Annotated in this window: 17 protein-coding genes; all 17 read left to right on the top strand. The window is 43.0% G+C overall.

Features of this window, described 5'->3' with window-relative positions:
* Positions 1 to 94 precede the first annotated feature (94 nt).
* The 17 genes from flxA (at position 95) to DSL64_RS17400 (ending at position 16,023) form a co-directional block, all read left to right on the top strand.
* Positions 95 to 1,624, top strand: a complete 1,530-nt coding sequence (gene flxA, locus DSL64_RS17480; RefSeq protein WP_115832217.1) for a flexirubin biosynthesis tyrosine ammonia-lyase FlxA — start codon at positions 95 to 97, stop codon at positions 1,622 to 1,624.
* Entirely contained in the window at positions 1,621 to 2,352 is a 732-nt protein-coding gene (gene flxB / locus DSL64_RS17475) for a flexirubin biosynthesis SDR family reductase FlxB (RefSeq protein WP_115832216.1), read from the top strand. Before flxA ends, flxB begins: the two co-directional genes overlap by 4 nt.
* 3 nt (positions 2,353 to 2,355) lie before the next feature.
* A complete protein-coding gene (locus tag DSL64_RS17470; RefSeq protein ID WP_115832215.1) occupies positions 2,356 to 3,573 on the top strand; it encodes a beta-ketoacyl-[acyl-carrier-protein] synthase family protein in 1,218 nt (405 codons plus the stop codon).
* A gap of 213 nt (positions 3,574 to 3,786) precedes the next feature.
* Positions 3,787 to 4,032, top strand: coding sequence for a phosphopantetheine-binding protein (locus DSL64_RS17465; protein ID WP_229217125.1), 246 nt, complete (start codon positions 3,787 to 3,789; stop codon positions 4,030 to 4,032).
* 3 nt (positions 4,033 to 4,035) lie between these two features.
* Positions 4,036 to 4,950, top strand: coding sequence for a lysophospholipid acyltransferase family protein (locus DSL64_RS17460; protein WP_115832213.1), 915 nt, complete (start codon positions 4,036 to 4,038; stop codon positions 4,948 to 4,950).
* Positions 4,947 to 5,366 carry a hotdog family protein gene (locus tag DSL64_RS17455; protein ID WP_115832212.1) on the top strand — a complete coding sequence of 140 codons (420 nt, stop codon included), beginning with the start codon at positions 4,947 to 4,949 and terminating at the stop codon, positions 5,364 to 5,366. Before DSL64_RS17460 ends, DSL64_RS17455 begins: the two co-directional genes overlap by 4 nt.
* 96 nt (positions 5,367 to 5,462) lie before the next feature.
* The gene (locus DSL64_RS17450; protein ID WP_115832211.1) at positions 5,463 to 5,876 is read left to right on the top strand and encodes an acyl-CoA thioesterase; all 414 of its coding nucleotides are present in this window, start codon (positions 5,463 to 5,465) and stop codon (positions 5,874 to 5,876) included.
* A 60-nt stretch (positions 5,877 to 5,936) separates the two neighbouring features.
* Positions 5,937 to 7,016 carry a beta-ketoacyl synthase N-terminal-like domain-containing protein gene (locus tag DSL64_RS17445; RefSeq protein WP_115832210.1) on the top strand — a complete coding sequence of 360 codons (1,080 nt, stop codon included), beginning with the start codon at positions 5,937 to 5,939 and terminating at the stop codon, positions 7,014 to 7,016.
* The gene (locus DSL64_RS17440; RefSeq protein ID WP_115832209.1) at positions 7,013 to 7,627 is read left to right on the top strand and encodes a hypothetical protein; all 615 of its coding nucleotides are present in this window, start codon (positions 7,013 to 7,015) and stop codon (positions 7,625 to 7,627) included. The genes DSL64_RS17445 and DSL64_RS17440 overlap by 4 nt, the downstream gene beginning before the upstream one ends.
* Before the next feature lie 30 nt (positions 7,628 to 7,657).
* Positions 7,658 to 7,927: a phosphopantetheine-binding protein gene (locus DSL64_RS17435; RefSeq protein ID WP_115832208.1), complete on the top strand. Its 270-nt coding sequence runs from the start codon at positions 7,658 to 7,660 to the stop codon at positions 7,925 to 7,927.
* A 25-nt stretch (positions 7,928 to 7,952) separates the two neighbouring features.
* A complete protein-coding gene (locus DSL64_RS17430) occupies positions 7,953 to 9,137 on the top strand; it encodes a beta-ketoacyl-[acyl-carrier-protein] synthase family protein (RefSeq protein WP_115832207.1) in 1,185 nt (394 codons plus the stop codon).
* Between the two features lie 14 nt (positions 9,138 to 9,151).
* The gene (locus DSL64_RS17425) at positions 9,152 to 10,117 is read left to right on the top strand and encodes a beta-ketoacyl synthase chain length factor (RefSeq protein ID WP_229217124.1); all 966 of its coding nucleotides are present in this window, start codon (positions 9,152 to 9,154) and stop codon (positions 10,115 to 10,117) included.
* 19 nt (positions 10,118 to 10,136) lie between these two features.
* Positions 10,137 to 10,877: a polysaccharide deacetylase family protein gene (locus DSL64_RS17420; protein WP_229217123.1), complete on the top strand. Its 741-nt coding sequence runs from the start codon at positions 10,137 to 10,139 to the stop codon at positions 10,875 to 10,877.
* Entirely contained in the window at positions 10,864 to 11,493 is a 630-nt protein-coding gene (gene lolA2, locus DSL64_RS17415) for a flexirubin biosynthesis/transport protein LolA2 (RefSeq protein WP_115832204.1), read from the top strand. Before DSL64_RS17420 ends, lolA2 begins: the two co-directional genes overlap by 14 nt.
* An 87-nt stretch (positions 11,494 to 11,580) precedes the next feature.
* Positions 11,581 to 11,937, top strand: a complete 357-nt coding sequence (locus DSL64_RS17410) for an ApeI family dehydratase (protein ID WP_115832203.1) — start codon at positions 11,581 to 11,583, stop codon at positions 11,935 to 11,937.
* A 37-nt stretch (positions 11,938 to 11,974) separates the two neighbouring features.
* Positions 11,975 to 13,138: a DUF2062 domain-containing protein gene (locus DSL64_RS17405; protein WP_115832202.1), complete on the top strand. Its 1,164-nt coding sequence runs from the start codon at positions 11,975 to 11,977 to the stop codon at positions 13,136 to 13,138.
* Positions 13,139 to 13,398: 260 nt separating this feature from the next.
* Entirely contained in the window at positions 13,399 to 16,023 is a 2,625-nt protein-coding gene (locus DSL64_RS17400; RefSeq protein ID WP_115832201.1) for a sodium-translocating pyrophosphatase, read from the top strand.
* Positions 16,024 to 16,196: the final 173 nt, after the last annotated feature.

The following is a 16,196-nucleotide window of genomic DNA, read 5'->3' as shown; positions in this document are numbered from 1 at the left end:
AACTTATTAATGTTCAATACCGATCAGGTAGCGAGCTTGTCAAAGCGGCAAAAAAAGATTTATTTTACACGTTATTTAATTTCACTATCCGTAAATGAATAGTATTTCGTTAGCTCATGTAGAGCAATATGCGTTTGAAAAGAAAGAATTTATACTCGCGGAAGATGCACTCAACAAAGTTTCTGAGTCTTTTGCTTTTCTGACAGACTTCTCAAAAGATAAAATTATATATGGTATCAATACTGGTTTCGGGCCAATGGCGCAGTACCGTATTGAATCAGATAAACTGAATAGTTTACAGTACAACCTCATTCGCAGCCATTCCAGTGGGGTGGGGCGCCCACTCAACGAGATTTACGCCAGAAGTGTAATGGTCGCTCGTCTGAATGCTTTTTTGCAGGCCAATTCCGGTATAAGTTCAGGTGTGATCAATCAGTTGGTTACTTTTTTGAACCATGGTATTGTTCCCGAAATTTTCGAACACGGAAGTGTAGGAGCAAGCGGGGACCTTGTTCAACTTTCGCATTTGGGGCTCAATCTGATCGGAGAGGGACACGTGTACGAAAATGGTGTAAGAAAGAAGACTGCCGAAGTGCTTGAAAAACATGGTATTAAGCCATTACAACTGGAACTTCGTGATGGGTTGGGGCTTATCAACGGAACTTCCTGTATGACAGGGATTGCTGCCATTAACCTGATCTATGCCAACAGGCTTGTAGAATGGTCAATTGCTGCTTCTTCCATGTTGAATGAAGTGATCGAAGCGTTTGACGATTCATTTTCGGAGCAGCTTAATGCGGTTAAACATCACAAAGGGCAACAGCAAGTAGCGGCCAAAATGCGGGAGTTCGTAAAAGGAAGCGGGATGATCCGTAACCGTGAAGAACTTTTCAAGGACAATACTGCCATGCAACGCGTGGAATTTGAAAGGAAAATTCAGGAGTATTATTCAATACGCTGTGTCCCTCAGATCATCGGACCTGTGGTAGATACGATCAGGTATGCGCAGGAAGTTGTTGAAAATGAGCTTAACTCAACCAACGATAATCCTATTGTGAGTCCGGAAGAAAGTAATGTTTTCCATGGTGGAAATTTCCATGGGGACTATATTTCTCTGGAAATGGATAAAGTGAAAATTGTACTCACGAAGCTTTCTATGCTCATGGAGAGACAGCTGAACTTCCTCATGAACAGCAAACTGAACGGGAAATTCCCGCCGTTCCTGAATGCCGGCACATGGGGACTGAATTTCGGCTTCCAGGGAGTCCAATTCACGGCTACTTCCACCACGGCAGAAAACCAGGCTTTGTCCAATTCTGTTTATGTACACAGTATTCCGAATAATAATGATAATCAGGATATTGTGAGCATGGGTACCAACAGTGCCGTACTAGCCAAGCAGGTTTTGGAAAACTCCTTTCAGGTGATGTCCATCCATATTATGGCGATATGCCAGGCGATCGATTTACTTGAACCAGAAGAAAAAGAAAGACTTTCGCCGAACGCGCTGTCAGTTTATAACCAGATCAGAAAGATGGCGAGCTTTGTAAAAGACGATCTGCCACAGTCAGAAAGTATCACTGCGGTTTATGAATACATCAAAGAAACCCCTTTCCAGTTATGAGTTGCGCATTAGTGACCGGAGCGTCGAGAGGTTTAGGCAGGGCTATTGCGGTTCAACTGGCTCTTGATCACGGATTATATATCCTGGTCAATTATTCCAGTAATCTTGCCGCGGCGGAAGAAACGCTGGCGGAAATAAGGGCAAATGGCGGTGACGGAGAATTACTTCAGTTTAATGTCCAGACGAAGCAGGAAGTGGATGAAGCATTAAATACCTGGCGGGAGAACAATCCAGAGCGGTTCATCAGCGTTTTGGTCAACAATGCCGGCGTGACACGCGACGGACTGTTTATGTGGATGCCTGAAAGTGATTGGGATGAGGTAATGAATATTTCTGCCAAAGGCCTTTTCAACGTTACTCAAAATGCAATTCAACAGATGTTGAGAAAACGTTCGGGGCGTATTGTGAATGTTGCTTCAGTATCTGGCATGAAAGGAGTAGCAGGGCAAACCAACTATTCTGCTGCGAAGGGAGCGATTATATCGGCAACCAAAGCATTGGCACAGGAAGTGGCGAAGCGAAAAATAACTGTGAATGCCGTAGCGCCGGGATTTATCATCAGTGACATGACCAAAGAATTGAATGAGGCCGAACTGAAGCAGATGATTCCGATGAATAGATTTGGAAAAGCAGATGAGGTGGCACATTTGGTGAGTTTTCTTTGTTCAGATAAAGCCGCTTATATCACCGGTGAGGTAATCAATATTAACGGAGGGATTTACTCGTAACGAATGAATCAGAGAGTTGTAGTAACCGGAATTGGTATTTATTCCTGCCTTGGTGAGAATCTCGCTGAGGTAACAGATTCATTGTATAAGGGTAAAAGTGGAATTGTTTTTGACCAGGTAAGGAAAGATTTCGGATTTCGCTCTGCGCTTACCGGTATGGTGAAGGAGCCCGATTTGAAATCGTACTTGTCGCGCAGGCAGCGGCTTGGAATGCACCAGCCGGCTATATATGCCTATATGTCAACCCGCGAGGCACTGGAAATGTCGGGTCTGGATATTGACTTTCTGGACAAAACAGAGACCGGCATCATTTTCGGTAACGACAGTACAGCCGCCTCTGTAGTTGAGGCTGTTGATAAAGCACGGGAAAAGCAGGATACTACATTGATTGGCAGTGGTGCTATTTTTCAGAATATGAATAGCACTGTGAACATGAATCTTTCCACGATTTTCAAGCTGAAGGGAATCAACTTTACGTTGAGTGCCGCTTGTGCCTCTGGCTCACACTCCATAGGAATGGGCTATCTGATGATCAGTCAGGGTTTGCAGGAACGTGTCGTTTGTGGTGGAGCGCAGGAAATTAATCCTGCTTCCATGGCTAGTTTTGATGGTTTAGGTACATTTTCGGTGAATGAAGCTGAGCCGGCAAAAGCGTCGCGACCTTTTGATAAAAATCGTGACGGGCTTATTCCCAGCGGTGGTGCGGCGACGATTATTCTTGAATCCTACGAAGCTGCGGTAAGAAGAGGCGCACCAATTCTGGCCGAACTGGTAGGATATGGTTTTTCTTCCAACGGCGATCACATATCGAATCCAAGTAAAGAAGGACAGATTCGTTCTTTGGAAATGGCATTGAAACAGGCCGGGCTACAGGCCGGAGATATTGACTATATCAATGCACACGCCACTTCCACGCCGGTTGGTGATGGTATTGAGGCCCAGGCCATCTTTGAAGTTTTTGGTGCAGAAACCCCGGTCAGTTCTACCAAATCGCTTACAGGCCATGAATGCTGGATGGCAGGTGCCAGCGAGATCGTTTATTCATTGCTGATGATGCAGAACGACTTTATCGCACCCAATATCAATTTTGAAAATCCGGATGAAGATTCCGCCCGTATCAATGTGGTGGCGGAAACTGCCAAACAGAACATCGATTGTTTTTTATCGAATTCTTTTGGGTTCGGAGGGACGAACTCTACACTTATCCTCAAAAGAATTTAACCCTCACTTATCGAACGGAAGGAGGTGCCATGGATAATTTGGTACTTTTGGTAAATCGAATTTGCACTAATCGTGTAAGTGCATTGTTGTAGAACAAGCTTTTGTGAGACTTTCCTTTGATGCGGTAATTATTGTGTTAAAATTTGGATACATTATGAAAGTATCAGAAAAGAATAAATTAATTTTGCTGCCATGTATGCTAAAGATGTTAAGATGAATTTGGAAGAAGTTATTGAAGAGACCAGGGATTTTTTGTCTGAGGAATTTGAGGTAGACAGAGACTTGATTCTTCCGGAAAACAGCCTGAAGGAAACTTTGGATCTTGATAGTCTTGACTATGTAGACCTGGTTGTACTGATCGAAGAAAATCTAAATATTAAAATAACAGGAGAGGATTTCAAAGGAATTGAAACCTTCGGAGATTTCTACGGTCTCGTTCAGAAAAAACTGGCGCTGTAGGGCATGAGCCAATCGCCCGACAGGCCTGGTATCGATACTAAGTCAGAAAAAAGTGCCTGGGATGGAAAAACCAAAGGCACTCTTGCAGGTTATAAAATCTTCTTTTTTTTTATACGCTTCCTCGGGTTGGGTTTTGCCTACTCGCTTCTGCGCATTGTTACCTACTATTATTATCTTTTTGCTTCCAAACCACGGAATGTGCTGATGGATTTCTATCAGCATACACTTCATTTCTCTCATTCCGAAGCTAAAAAACTGGCACGTAAAAACTTCTACATCTTCGGGCAGACACTCGTGGACAGAACGGCTTTTCTGCTCGGTAAGCATGAGAAATTTTCACATGTTTTTGAAAATGAGCAATATCTGATTGATATTCGAGAACAGGGAAAAGGCGGGATTTTGCTTAGTGCGCATTTGGGTAATTGGGAAACTGCCGGAAATCTCCTGAAAGGCCGTATTACACCCACGATCAATATTGTGATGCTGGATGCGGAAGTCGAGAATATTAAAAAGTTCATGGAAATGGCGACCGGCGGTTCCAGATTTAAGATTATTGCGATTAAGGATGATCTTTCCCATGTGATTGCGATACGTAATGCATTGATAAATAATGAATTCGTAGCCATTCATGCAGACCGTTACATGGAAGGAGCACGCTTTATAGAACTCGATTTTCTGGGTAAAAAAGCCCGTTTCCCGCATGGGCCTTTTGTGATTGCTTCCAAGTTTGATGCCCCCATTACTTTTGTTTTTGCTGCCAAGGATCGTACGCACAGTTATCATTTGAGTGCCACTGCGCCAATTCAGGAGAAAATGAAGCCGGAACAGATTGCCGCTTTGTACGCTGCTGAACTGGAAAAAAAAGTGAAGCAATATCCGGAGCAGTGGTTTAATTATTTTGATTTTTTCAAACAATGATTGTTTCCCAAGAACATATACAGGATTTTTTGCCGCACCGGCCACCGTTTTTGATGATAGACGGCCTGTTAGCTGTAACTGCCGAACGATTCGAGTCTGTCTTTGAAATTACAGAGCACAATGTGCTTGTATCAGATGGTGAATTTAAGGAAAGCGGGATCATAGAAAATATAGCGCAAACTTGTGCCGCCTCATTCGGCTACCTGGACCGGGAACAGGAAGGGGAGCCAAAAATCGGTTTTATTGGTGCAATCTCCAGAGTGCAGGTACATGCATTACCAGCTCTGTCTTGCCGTATCAATACCATTGTTGAACCTACCCACAGGCTTGGTAACATCGTGATGGTTTCAGGTAAAAGCTATCTGAATGGAAATCTTTTGCTGGAATGTGAGATGAAGATCGTAATCTCTGAATAGGATTTTAAAATACCTGAGATTACCCCATTTCGACCCCGGAACTTGCGAGAGGTGACAAAAATCGCTAATCTTGCCATCCCTAATTTGATTAAATATATGCTTTCGTCGGAAATTGAAATTGATATAAGGTTTAGTGAAACTGATGCAATGGGTGTGGTGTGGCACGGTAACTATCTGAAATTCTTTGAAGATGGGCGGGAGCATTTTGGGAAAACTTACGGACTTGAATACCTCACCATTTTTGATTCCGGTTATTTCACGCCTATCGTAAAATCTGAAATAGATCACAAGGCGCCGGTTTATTACGGTCAGGTGATCAAAGTGATTACAAGATATATTCCTGCCAAGTCGGCAAAAATTCAGTTTGAATATGAAGTACACAATGTAACCACAGGTGAACTTTGTGCTATTGGTAAAACGATGCAGGTTTTTCTTGATCGTGAAAGCAGAACATTGGAATTATTGACTCCCGATTTTTATCGTACCTGGAAGCAAACCCACAATCAATAATTTGATCACTATATTTGTGGTTCCGAACCGCGCGCGTTGCATATCCCGTTTAATACTTTTATGATTTACATTGGTGCAGAAGAAATAATCAGTCCGCTGGGTACGAATGCGGAAGTCAATTTTTCTGCACTTAAAGCTGATGTATCCGGCATTTCACTTATGCCCGGGGCAGGATTTAACCATACAGATCTTCATCTGGCGAAAATTAAAGATCTTGATCCGGCTCAATCGTTTGAAAAACTGATTGTTACGATAATGAACTCGCTCTCTGAAAGGATCGATAATTCCATTATCCGATCAGATCGTACCCTGGTCATTTTGAGTTCTACCAAAGGGGGGCTTTACGATGATATTCAGGACCCCTTCAGAGCGGTTAATGAAATTCTGATTTCCGGATTTCAACTGGCACATGTCCCTGTTGTGATTTCCAATGCCTGTATATCCGGTGTTCTGGCGATTAATACGGCCGGGAATATGATCAAAGCCGGGTTGTATGAACATGTGATCGTGATTGGGTGTGATGTCGTGACTGATTTCGTAGTGTATGGCTTCCAATCTCTGTTTGCGATCAGCAATCAGCCCTGTATGCCTTTTGATCAGAACAGAACAGGCGTCACCTTAGGTGAAGCTTGCAGTGCGGTTTTGGTTTCGAATACAACATCTGTTTTCAAGCAAAAACCTTATTCTCTATTGACGGGAACTTCGGCTAATGACGCTAACCATATATCCGGTCCTTCGCGGACAGGTGAAGGTTTATACAGAAGTGTGAAGAGGACTTTGGAAAAAAATGCCGTTCAAGCGGAAGAAATAGATTTTATCTCTGCCCATGGTACCGGGACATTGTACAACGATGAAATGGAATCCATTGCTATGGACAGGTTGGGACTGACTGCGGTTCCGCTGAATAGCTTTAAAGGATATTTCGGGCATACTTTAGGTGCGGCAGGAGTTTTGGAAACGGCTGTCTGTTTGCAAATGATGCGTCATAGTACTTTGATCAAAAGTCGGGGTTTTACCGATCCGGGAACGTCTGTCCCACTTCACATTGTGACTGAAACCAAGTCAGCCCCTTTAAAAACGATTTTAAAAACTGCCTCGGGTTTTGGCGGTGGCAACGCCTCACTGCTTATCCGTGAATGAAAAATTTTATAACAACATATTGTCATATTTCCGGTGATACCTGCTCTTTAAATGGCAAGGTACTAGCTACTTTGGATACATCATCGGAAGATGGCTGGCTGAAACAGTTGTATCGTTACAGCAGGCAAACCTATCCTAAATTTTATAAAATGGATATGTTGTCTCAGATTGGTTATCTGGCTTCTGGTTTCATCAAAAGCAATCATGTAACGGAGCTTTCAGAATATGCAGATGATGAGATTGCGCTCGTTTTTGCCAACCGGTTTTCCAGCGCGGAAAGTGATATTCGGTTTCAGAAATCTTATCAGGAGCAAAAGGCACCAAGCCCGGCTATGTTTGTATATACGCTTCCCAATATTGTGATGGGGGAAATAGCGATTGCCAACAAATGGTATGGTGAAAATATGTTTGCCGTTTTGCCTAAATTTGATGCTGATTGGTACGTTAATTATAGCCAGATACTCTTGCAGGCAGATGCCAAAGCTGTATTGGGTGGTTGGATAAATATCTCAGAGGAAAAACCGGAAGCTTTTGTGTTTTTGGTTGAGGCAGCAGAGTCCGGAGTAGAGTTTTCTACAGATAACCTACATAGCCTTTCAGGAATAGACTAAATTAATTTTTACACTATATAGATTCCAGTGATGGATAGTTTGAAGGAAGATTTAAAAAAGCAAATTATTGCGCAGCTGAACCTGGAAGATGTTCAGGTTGAGGATATTGATGACGAAGCCCTTTTGTTCGATGCGGACGGACTGGGACTTGACTCCATTGATGCATTGGAGCTGATCGTATTGCTGGAAAAATACTACAGTATTCAGGTTACCAAGCCGGAAGAGGGTAAGGAAGCATTCAGGTCTATTAATTCGATGGCTGAATACATTCGTAAAAGAAAGGCAGAATCCGTTCTTTAAGTTTCGTTCTGACTTCAATTGATTCATGGGTGTTCAAATTACAGGTATTGGCATAGTTTCGGCGATCGGTAAGACGGTTGCTGAGAATCTGGGTGCATTAAAATCAGGGAGATCAGGAATTGCTCCTGTTCAGTATCTTAAAGAACGCCCCGAATTGTTGGTAGGAGAAGTGAAAATCGGTAATGCTGAACTGATTGACAAACTGGCAATTAATAATCCCAATATTTCAAGAACCTCTCTACTCGGCTTAACCGCTGCACGCGAAGCCTGGGGGAATTCACCGCACCATAGTGGTATTCGTACAGGAATTATTTCATCTACTTCGGTAGGAGGTATGGATCGCAGTGAATGGTTCTACAGAGATTTTCTGAAGCAAGGCAATCCTGATTACGAGGTATTACTTTGTCATGATAGTGGAAATACTACTGAAAGAATAGCCAGAGAACTTGGTATTTCGGGCTACATCAATACCCTTTCTACGGCTTGTTCATCCGGCGTGAACGCAATCATGTTAGGAGCAAGATTAATTCAGCAGGATAAGCTGGATCGTGTGCTGGTAGGAGGTACCGATGCCCTGACGAGCTTTACTGTCAACGGCTTTAAATCCCTCATGATTTATGATGATGCCTGGTGTCGCCCTTTTGATGAATCCCGAACGGGTCTTAATTTGGGGGAAGGAGCTGCTTTTTTACTATTGGAAAATGATAAAAGCGCTGCGATTTCAGGAAACAAAACACTTTGTTATGTAAAAGGTTGGGCTAATGCTGCCGATGCTTATCACCAGACCGCTTCATCTCCTGATGGAAAAGGAGCAACAATGGCCATACAAAAGGCGATTAAACTTTCCGGAGTTGGTATTGATAAGATTGATTATGTCAATGCGCACGGTACCGGCACGAAAAATAATGATTTGTCGGAATCTGTGGCTCTGAAAAATGTATTTGGTGATGCGATTCCCCCATTCAGCTCTACAAAACCATTTACCGGGCACACATTGGCGGCGGCCGGAGCAATAGAATCTGTTTTTTCAGTATTGGCTATTCAGCATAATCTGATCTATCCAAGTCTGAATTTTACCACGCCCATCGCGGAGGCCGGGCTTATTCCCGTTACTGATCTTATCACAGATCGCGAAGTAAATACAGTTTTGTCCAATAGTTTTGGCTTCGGTGGCAACAATTCTTCCGTTGTATTTTCAAGTACTCTTTAAATTCTGATCAGGCATTGGTTTATATTTCAGCAGCTTCCGGTATCACGCATCAGCCTACGTTCAAAAACGCAGGATTTTCTGCATCTCTGGACACTATTTCTTCTGATACTGAACTGGTCAGTCCCAATTATAAGGATTATATCGATGCCGGTTTGCTCCGGCGTATGAGTAAGATTCTGCGGATGTCGGTAGCTTGTGCCAAGGAATGTATTCAGCAAGCTGGTGAAATACATCCGGACGCGATTGTCGTCGGAACGGGTTTAGGTTGCCTTCAGGATACGGAAAAGTTTCTGAATACTTTCTTAAGTGTGGAAGGTCTGTTGCCGCCGACTTCATTTATACAATCGACGCATAATACCATTGCAGGACAAATTTCGCTGAGTATCGGAAATCATGGCTATAACATGACGCATACTCAGAATACGCTGTCTTTTGAGCATGCACTCATTGATAGTATAATGATGCTGGCTGAGGGAGATGCGCATATATTGGTGGGTGCTGCCGATGAGCATATCTCGTTCCTGGATTCAGTAGCTGAGCAGCTCGACGTAACCCTTCCTGTTGCCATGACATCCGGTTGTTCGTTTTTTGTTTTGTCCAAAGAAAAAACGGATCAGACATTAGCGAAGCTGACGGCCGTAGAGACCTATGGCGAAATCCAAAAACTGGAAGAGCATCTCAATAATTTCTTTGAATCTAATTCTATTGATCCTGCCAGGCTGGATCTGGTTCTGTTTTCCGGATTGGATATAGATGCCTGCGGTCAGGTGTTACATTATCTTACTAGTCGAGGTGTTAAGGAAGATCAGATTCAGGATTACCTGATTTACTCGGGTATTTATCCGACTGCTTCGGCATTTGCAGTTCATTATGCAGTTGATAAGATTGGCCAGGATCCATCATTGAAAAATGTGCTGGTATGTAATTGTATGAACCGGCGAAATCTGGGATTAACTTTAATTCAATCCGTTGAAGCATAATATTTTCACATTTACAATCTTGACCGCCATTGTTTTGAGTGGCGTGATCTTCTGGGAGACTGGCTTGGTATGGTTTGTAGTGGGCACACTCGGTTTGATCTATCTTACTGTAATTGCGTATGGATCTTACCAGATACAAGCTAATTATTTCATTCATTCCATCAATAAAGGGAGAAAGAAGTCTGTTGCATTGACATTCGACGACGGTCCCGATCCTGAATATACCCCGCAGATTCTGGATATTCTCAAAGAGAAAAATGTAAAAGCAACGTTCTTTGTGATCGGAAAAAAGGCTGAACGGTATCCTGAGCTAGTAAAGCGAATAGACGAAGAGGGGCATATTGTTGCCAATCACTCCTACAGTCACCATTATTTTCTGCCATTTTTTTGGTCTTCCGGTCTTACAGATGACTTAAGCAAGTGTAATGAGGCGATTGAGCAGATTATTTCTAAAACACCTTTATTTTTTCGTCCTCCATTCGGCGTAACTACTCCCAGATACAGTGGCGCAATTAAAAAGAACGGATTGTCATCAATAGGCTGGTCATTACGGACGCTTGATACAAAAGCGAAGACGAAATATCAGCTGATTGATAAAGTGATTTCGCTGCTTAAAAAAGGAGATATTATTTTACTTCATGACCGGCTGAGCGTAACCTGTGAGGCGCTTCCGGATATCATTGAACACATTGCCACACGTAAACTCACAATAGAACCGTTACCAGTGGTGATCAATAAAAAAGCGTATGCAGAAAGTTAGTTGTCTCTTATTTCTTGTACTGAGTATTTGGGTAAACGCACATGCTCAAACTTTTAAGCCAGTGTCGGATCCTTCAAAGGTATTGGCAGCTTTGAAAAAGTCCTCTGAATCTGCGACTTCAGTCCAGGCGGATTTTGAAGAGGAAAAGACCATGGCTGTTTTGAAAGAACCCCAACGCTCATCCGGCGTTTTCTATTACCGGAAAAATGACAAGATGCGTTGGGAGCAGCAAAAACCGACAAAATACATCATCCTGATTGACGGCGATAAATTGCGTGTGCAGGAAAACGGAAAAGAGAAAAATGTAGGGCAGGCAGGTAGAATGGCGGCACAAATACGTAATCTTATGCTGGGCCTGGTGAATGGCAATTTCCAGAATTCGAAGGATTTCAGTCAGACAGTTTCAGAAAGTACAAGTGCCTATCAGATTTCGCTGACACCTTTGAATAAGCGGGTGAAAGGAATGTATAAGCAGATTGATCTCGTATTTTCCAAAAATAATCTGAGATTGAAAGATTTGACATTTTACCAAAAAGATGGTGACAAGAGCGTGATGAAGTTTACCAATGAAAAAGTAAATCAGCCGATTACAGACCGAATTTTTTCGGAATTGTAAAATGGTTTTCTGCTCTCGATCAGTATAACTGACAAGTTTCTCCATGCTGAAAGCCACTTGCTTACAGCTCTTTAAATCAAATAGAAAGTGTTCCTGAACAATTTATTTTCCATACAGGCGATTACACAAGATAATGGTCTCATTACGGCAGAGATCTCTCTCAATGCTGAGCATGAGATATACAATGGTCATTTTCCTGGTGTTCCGGTAACTCCGGGAGTGGTTCAGCTGGAGATTGTGAAAGAGATTCTGCAGGTGTCCCTGAAACGTAAGCTGCGAATGAAAGCCATGCGGACTTGCAAGTTTTTACAAATCATTAATCCACAGGAAACAACTTCACTTACAATTTCAATTAAATTTACTGAAGGTGAGCAGCTCGAAGTGGTAGCGTCCGGCCAGAACACGGAACATACTTTCTTCAAAGCGCAGCTTGCGTATATCTGAGATTTATTCGGACATATTTTTTACAATCACATCCATAATGACACTGAGAGATATCAACTGTTGCGTACTGATTCCTACTTACAACAATCAGAAAACGTTACAACGTGTCATTGACGGGGTGTTGGAATATGCCGATGCAAAAGATGTCATAGTTATCAATGATGGTGCTACAGATGGTACCGCTGATATTCTTGCCAGCTATGCCAATCGTATACATGTATTAAAAAATGAGTCTAATCAGGGCAAGGGATTCTCGCTTCGCAAAGGCTTTAAGGAAGCCATCCGGCTAGGCTACGACAATGTCATTAGTATAGATTCCGACGGTCAGCATTTGCCGGGTGATATACCGCTTTTTATAGAGGCGGCTCTGGCGCATCCGGGAGCATTGCTCATGGGATCAAGAAATATGGAACAGGAGGGTGTTCCGGGCAAAAGTTCGTTTGGTAATAAATTTTCCAACTTTTGGTTCTGGTTTGAAACGGGACTGACTCTGCCTGACACGCAAACTGGTTTCCGGCTTTACCCGTTGGAGCCATTGAAGAAAACCAGACTTTTTACGACCAAATTTGAAACCGAGATTGAGGTCATCGTCAAGTTGGCATGGAAGGATGTTCCGGTCCTCCCAATCAATATCAGAGTCATTTATGACAAAAATGAAAGGGTAACTCATTTCAGACCATTTCGTGATTTCACCCGAATCAGTATTCTGAATACCTGGTTGGTTACACTGACTTTGCTATGGTATCTGCCCCGCAGGATTTTTCTTTATATCCGAAAAAAGGGGTTGTGGAAACTGATCAAAGAGGAGGCGATAAAGCCAGGAGAATCCAATTTTAGTAAGGCAATTTCGATAGGTTTTGGTTTTTTTATGGGTATAGTGCCCATTTGGGGATTTCAATTGCTGATTGGTATTCCGTTGTCGATGTACTTCAGAATGAATAAAGTTCTTTTTATAACTGCCGCTAATATCAGCATCCCGCCTATGATCCCGCTGATCATTTTTGGCAGTTACAAGCTGGGCGGACTATTTTATCAAAACGGACTACAGCTCACTGATATCTCCGATTTGACATTGGAATCTATTCATGTGAACTTCGTTCAGTATTTCTTAGGAGGAACCGTGCTTGCCATTGCTGCCGGCTTATTGGGTTTTCTTTCTTCATTATTGCTCTTCAATATCTTGCGTAAGCCACAAAGCTGAATTCACGGGCTTTGTTTTTCTGATTTTTAAAAGATTCAGGTTCATGCTTGCTCCCATGCAGACCGAAATGGGTTTGCAGGTATCTGTCTATTGTTCAGTATTTTATGTGTCATTTTAGCTTTTAATAAAGCTTTGTTTCGTGAAATGTTTATAAAAAACATTGAAATTGATCTAAAATAACGGTTTTTGAATTTTGATATGAGGTGTCATTCTCTATATTTACGTGATTTTCAACTGTTAACATAATTAATTGAACGCGCATGAGTAACATTACGTATTTGGTTCCGGCGTTGGGCATCATTGGCTTGCTGGTTATGTTTTTTAAAAGGGGATGGGTTGTTCGTCAGGACAGCGGTAGTCCCGAAATGAAAGAAATTGCAGATGCCATTGCCGACGGAGCACTGGCATTTTTAAAAGCCGAATGGCGGGTTTTGATCGTCTTTGGTATTATTGTCAGTATTCTGCTGGGCTACTCCGGTACCCTTGTTGAAAATTCCAGTGTATTCATTGGTGTTTCATTTCTGGTCGGCGCATTTGTTTCTGCTTTTGCCGGGTACATCGGGATGAACATCGCTACCAAATCTAATGTCCGCACTACACAGGCGGCACGGACCAGTCTTACCAAAGCTTTAGAGGTTTCTTTTACCGGTGGTTCCGTGATGGGAATCGGGGTGGCAAGTCTTGCAGTAATTGGCTTGGGTGGGCTATTTATAATTCTTTATTCCGTTTTTGTGGGCGACAGCACCGATGTAAATGGATTAGGCATGGAAAAAGTGCTGGAGGTATTAGCGGGCTTTTCTCTGGGAGCTGAATCCATTGCCCTTTTTGCACGGGTAGGAGGAGGGATTTATACAAAAGCTGCTGACGTAGGAGCCGACCTTGTAGGAAAGGTGGAAGCTGGAATTCCTGAAGATGATCCGCGTAACCCTGCTACGATTGCCGATAACGTAGGAGACAATGTAGGTGATGTGGCCGGGATGGGTGCAGATCTATTTGGTTCGTACGTGGCTACCATTTTGGCTACAATGGTATTAGGTCGTGAAATTGTTGCTCAAACTGCAGATAACTTCGGTGGAATTGCTCCGATACTTTTGCCAATGGTTATTGCCGGGATTGGATTAATTGCTTCGATTGTGAGTATGTTACTGGTGCGGGTGAGCAACGATCAGGGAGACGTGCAGGGAGCGCTTAACCGCGGAAACTGGGGTTCTATTTTACTAGTGTTGGTGGCCAGTTATCCGCTTACAATCTGGATGTTGCCTGAAGGTATATTGAGCATCAGAGGAGTTGAATTTACACCAATAGATGTATTTTGGGCTATTTTGCTGGGATCTATTGTGGGGGCGATTATGTCGACTGTTACAGAGTATTATACTGCCATGGGTAAGCGTCCTGTACAGTCTATTGTGAATCAGTCTTCTACGGGTCATGCAACCAATATCATCGGTGGACTTTCGGTAGGTATGGAGTCTACCGTTATTCCTACACTTGTATTGGCGGCGGGTATTTTTATCAGTTATGAATTTGCAGGATTGTACGGAGTTGCTATTGCTGCGGCAGGTATGATGGCGACTACTGCGATGCAGCTGGCTATTGATGCATTTGGTCCAATAGCAGATAATGCGGGTGGTATTGCAGAAATGGCCTATTTACCGGAAGAAGTACGTGGCAGAACGGATATATTGGATGCTGTAGGAAATACAACCGCGGCTTCCGGAAAGGGCTTTGCAATCGCTTCTGCTGCGCTTACGTCGCTTGCGCTGTTTGCGGCGTTCTGTGGTGTGGCCGGCATTAGTTCCATCGATATATACAAAGCCAATGTATTGGCTGGTTTATTTGTCGGGGCGATGATTCCGTTCATTTTCTCTTCGCTGGCTATTGCTGCTGTAGGTAGAGCTGCCATGAAAATGGTGGAAGAGGTACGTCGTCAATTCAGAGAGATTCCCGGAATTATGGAAGGAAAGGCCAAGCCTGAGTACGATAAATGCGTAGCGATTTCAACTGAAGCTTCGATCAGAGAAATGGTGGCACCGGGTCTCATTGCATTGCTTGTACCTGTTATTGTGGGTTTTTTGTTTGGTCCTGAGGTATTGGGAGGAACGCTGGCAGGTGTAACAGTATCCGGTGTATTGATGGGTATTTTCCAGAATAATGCCGGTGGAGCCTGGGACAATGCCAAAAAGTCGTTTGAGAAAGGTGCAGTGATCAATGGTGTGACTTACTACAAAAAATCAGAGCCGCATAAGGCAGCTGTTACAGGTGATACGGTAGGGGATCCGTTTAAAGATACTTCGGGACCTTCGATGAATATCCTGATCAAACTGATGTCTATTGTATCACTGGTCATTGCACCACATATTGCAGAAACAAAAATAAGTCATGGAGACGAAATCATTGAGGAGATTATCGAAGCCAATATTCCTGTTGTTGAAACTGCCACTCTGGATTTGAATGGTACAAGATTGAATATTGCGGCAACCGGTAATCCAGTAGAGACTTCTTTGCTTGAATTCATCAAATCTGACAAAGCAGCTGACAAGGAGACATGGTTTGATTTTGATCGACTGTTGTTTGAAACCGGCAGTGATAAATTGAAATCCGAATCGCAGGAGCAACTTGAAAACGTAGCTGAAATTTTGAAAGCTTATCCAGCGGTACATGTGAAGCTGGGCGGCTACACTGACAATACTGGTGATTCAGTGGCAAATCTGAAATTATCCATGGATAGGGCTTCCTCCGTCAAAAAAGCTTTGACAGATTTAGGAATAGATCAGGCTCGTCTGGAATCAGAAGGGTATGGAGAGGAACATCCGGTAGCCTCTAATGAAACGGAAGAAGGAAGAGCGCAGAACCGCCGTATTTCGATCAGAGTGACAAAGAAATAGGGTTTCAGAATTATTGTAAACCGAAAGCGCCTGCACTGATTTAAGAGATCGTTACAGGCGCTTTCGGTTGGAGTGATAACATAGCGAGCTGTCCCCTGAGATAGCTAAGACAAAGTCAAGGAAAACGTATGATTTACGCTGCCCTTTTATGAACAAACTCGTTATCGTATGCT

Origin of the sequence: Dyadobacter luteus (assembly GCF_003383615.1) — a bacterium.
In the GTDB taxonomy this organism is placed as follows: Bacteria; Bacteroidota; Bacteroidia; order Cytophagales; family Spirosomataceae; genus Dyadobacter; species Dyadobacter luteus.
Note: the sequence above shows the minus strand (reverse complement) of the source record. Positions and strands in the feature narration are given on the sequence as shown.

Excerpts from the sequence above, each read along its gene's own strand:
- flxA (WP_115832217.1), top strand. The coding sequence starts at position 95 with ATGAATAGTATTTCGTTAGCTCATGTAGAGCAATATGCGTTTGAAAAG.
- flxB (WP_115832216.1), top strand. The coding sequence starts at position 1,621 with ATGAGTTGCGCATTAGTGACCGGAGCGTCGAGAGGTTTAGGCAGGGCT.
- DSL64_RS17470 (WP_115832215.1), top strand. The coding sequence starts at position 2,356 with ATGAATCAGAGAGTTGTAGTAACCGGAATTGGTATTTATTCCTGCCTT.
- DSL64_RS17465 (WP_229217125.1), top strand. The coding sequence starts at position 3,787 with ATGAATTTGGAAGAAGTTATTGAAGAGACCAGGGATTTTTTGTCTGAG.
- DSL64_RS17460 (WP_115832213.1), top strand. The coding sequence starts at position 4,036 with ATGAGCCAATCGCCCGACAGGCCTGGTATCGATACTAAGTCAGAAAAA.
- DSL64_RS17455 (WP_115832212.1), top strand. The coding sequence starts at position 4,947 with ATGATTGTTTCCCAAGAACATATACAGGATTTTTTGCCGCACCGGCCA.
- DSL64_RS17450 (WP_115832211.1), top strand. The coding sequence starts at position 5,463 with ATGCTTTCGTCGGAAATTGAAATTGATATAAGGTTTAGTGAAACTGAT.
- DSL64_RS17445 (WP_115832210.1), top strand. The coding sequence starts at position 5,937 with ATGATTTACATTGGTGCAGAAGAAATAATCAGTCCGCTGGGTACGAAT.
- DSL64_RS17440 (WP_115832209.1), top strand. The coding sequence starts at position 7,013 with ATGAAAAATTTTATAACAACATATTGTCATATTTCCGGTGATACCTGC.
- DSL64_RS17435 (WP_115832208.1), top strand. The coding sequence starts at position 7,658 with ATGGATAGTTTGAAGGAAGATTTAAAAAAGCAAATTATTGCGCAGCTG.
- DSL64_RS17430 (WP_115832207.1), top strand. The coding sequence starts at position 7,953 with ATGGGTGTTCAAATTACAGGTATTGGCATAGTTTCGGCGATCGGTAAG.
- lolA2 (WP_115832204.1), top strand. The coding sequence starts at position 10,864 with ATGCAGAAAGTTAGTTGTCTCTTATTTCTTGTACTGAGTATTTGGGTA.
- DSL64_RS17405 (WP_115832202.1), top strand. The coding sequence starts at position 11,975 with ATGACACTGAGAGATATCAACTGTTGCGTACTGATTCCTACTTACAAC.
- DSL64_RS17400 (WP_115832201.1), top strand. The coding sequence starts at position 13,399 with ATGAGTAACATTACGTATTTGGTTCCGGCGTTGGGCATCATTGGCTTG.